Annotated in this window: 4 protein-coding genes; 1 reads left to right on the forward strand and 3 read right to left on the reverse strand. The window is 66.7% G+C overall.

Annotated elements, in window-relative coordinates:
* The 3 genes from DAT37_RS45420 to DAT37_RS12420 form a co-directional block, all read right to left on the reverse strand.
* A partial coding sequence (locus DAT37_RS45420) for a hypothetical protein (RefSeq protein WP_232839707.1) occupies positions 1–105 on the reverse strand: 105 nt, incomplete at its 3' end.
* A 53-nt stretch (positions 106–158) separates the two neighbouring features.
* Positions 159–452, reverse strand: coding sequence for a DUF3017 domain-containing protein (locus DAT37_RS12415; RefSeq protein ID WP_109524922.1), 294 nt, complete (start codon positions 450–452; stop codon positions 159–161).
* On the reverse strand, positions 449–1,570 hold the full coding sequence (locus tag DAT37_RS12420) for a citrate/2-methylcitrate synthase (protein ID WP_109524923.1): 1,122 nt from the start codon (positions 1,568–1,570) through the stop codon (positions 449–451). Before DAT37_RS12420 ends, DAT37_RS12415 begins: the two co-directional genes overlap by 4 nt.
* 181 nt (positions 1,571–1,751) lie before the next feature.
* On the opposite strand from DAT37_RS12420, the gene DAT37_RS12425 reads away from it, so the two are divergent.
* A partial coding sequence (locus DAT37_RS12425; protein WP_109524924.1) for an FHA domain-containing protein occupies positions 1,752–2,183 on the forward strand: 432 nt, incomplete at its 3' end.

Below are 2,183 nucleotides of genomic sequence, written 5' to 3' on the forward strand. Positions count from 1 at the left end.
GAGGTAGGGAAGGATCAGCTGGTCCTTGATGAACTGCCAGATGATCCGGGTCATCTCGTCGCCGTCGAGTTCGACGACAGGACCCTCCACCTTGATCTTGGGCATGCGAATGGTTCCCCTTCAATGAATGGATGCGTTGAGGCTATCGGACCGCCGACTCAACGTGCGAAAAGGGACATGATGAACGCCTTGAGCTCGTTGTTTCCCAGAAGGAGCGAGGTCAGCACGAGCACGAAGCCGAACCCGGCCAGCGTGATGACGTCCGTCCTCTTGCTCCGCACCGCGAGCTGTCCGCCGTACCCCGCGAACCGCAACGCGGCGCCGACCATGACCACGCCCCCCAGCGCGAACCCGCCCCACCTCAGGTTCACCAGCATGGTCACGGCAACGGCGACGACCGCACCCGCCAGGATCAGCGGGTACGGTCCCCAACTCTCAGCGGAACGGCTCACCGCTCCTCTATCGGCTTCCACTTCTGGTCACGCTCCCCGATGTATTCACTGTCGGGGCGGATCAGGCGGTTGTCGGCATGCTGCTCGATCACATGAGCCGTCCAACCCGACATACGGCTGATCGAGAAGACCGGCGTGAAGAGGTCGGTCGGAATGCCAAGGTAGTGGTAGACCGACGCGGCGTAGAAGTCGACGTTCGGATAGAGCCCCTTGGCCTCCAGGACGACCTCCTCCATCTCCTTCGACATCCGGTAATAGGTGTCGTCGCCGGACGCCTCGGCCAGCTCCCGCGACATCCTGCGCAGGTGCGTGGCCCGCGGGTCCTCGGTCTTGTAGACCCGGTGGCCGAACCCCATGATCTTCTCGTGCGCGGCCAGCCTGTCGCGTACGGTCTGCGCCACCCCGGACGGCGGGATCGACTCCAGGGTCTTCATGACCTGCTCGTTCGCGCCGCCGTGCAGCGGGCCCTTGAGGGTGCCGATGGCGGCCACGATGGCGGAGTGCATGTCGGACAGCGTCGCGGCGCAGACCCGGGCGGCGAAGGTCGAGGCGTTCATGGTGTGGTCGGCGTGCAGCACCAGGCAGGCGTCGAAGATCTCGGCGGCGCGCCTCTCGGGGACGCGGCCGGTGACCTGCAGCAGGAAGTTGCCCGCGATGCTGAGCGAGGGGTCCGCCTCGGGAACCTCGCCTCCGGTGCGGGCCGCGTGGTAGCGGGCGACCAGGAGAGGCTGCTGGGCGGTGAGGCGGGCGGCCTTGCGCAGGTTGGCGTCGGGGGCGATGGAGTCCTTGTCGGGGTCGTCCGCGGCCGACAGGGAGACCAGGCTGCGCAGCGCCTCCATGGGTTTCTGCTTCTCGGCGATCTCCGCGATGTTCGCCGACACGAGCGCGCCCAGCTCCCGGCCGCGCACCAGCTCGGCGCCGTACTCCGCCAGCTCCTGCCTGTTGGGCAACTTGCCCCGCTGGAGCAGGTAGGCCGTCTCTTCGAACGTCGCTCGACCGGCGAGGTCATGGATGTCGTATCCACGGTAGAAGAGGCGACCGGCCGTCCCGTCGATGTCGCTCAGCGCAGTGGACGCGGCTACGACGTCGGCCAGGCCTTTCGTGGGCTTGTCCGCCATGAGTGTTTCCTCCGCTTATCTTCGCTGGAAGTCTACCCGTGAGCAGGTAAAACCGTCCGCAGAGGTCCAGACCAATTTCATGCGGGATTCTCCTTATGGCAAAGGCGATTCCGCATCCCCTCGGTTGGGTAAGCCGGAGCTGTAGTAATAGTTACGGCGGGCTACCTGGGGAGGAACTGCCGTGGAGGGGCCGTTCATACGCATCGAGGACACAGGCGAGGTGGTCCCGTTGCGCCCCGAGATCACGACCGTGGGGAGGGGCCGGGGCGTAGACATCCGGCTGACCGATCCCAGCGTGTCTCGACTCCATGCCGAGTTCGTCAGGCGAGGACCCTACCTGTATGTCGTTGACCTGGGCCTGTCCCGCAACGGCACGCGGGTGAATGGCAGGCCGATCGCCCGGAGGGTTCTCGACGACGGCGACGTCGTCTCCTTCGGCGCGGCGCGCGGTCGCATCGGCGGAGTCCCCCGCGAGGACTTCACCCCCGAGATCGAGCTCCGCAGGGCGGCGGCGCCCGAGCTGACCAGGCGCGAGGTCGACGTGCTGACCTCGCTCTGCCGGCCGGCGCTGTCGGATGAGGCGTTCGTCGCCCCGGCGACCGCACGCGAGATC

The sequence above is a fragment of the Nocardia aurea genome, assembly GCF_003123685.1.
Taxonomy (GTDB): domain Bacteria; phylum Actinomycetota; class Actinomycetes; order Mycobacteriales; family Mycobacteriaceae; genus Nocardia; species Nocardia aurea.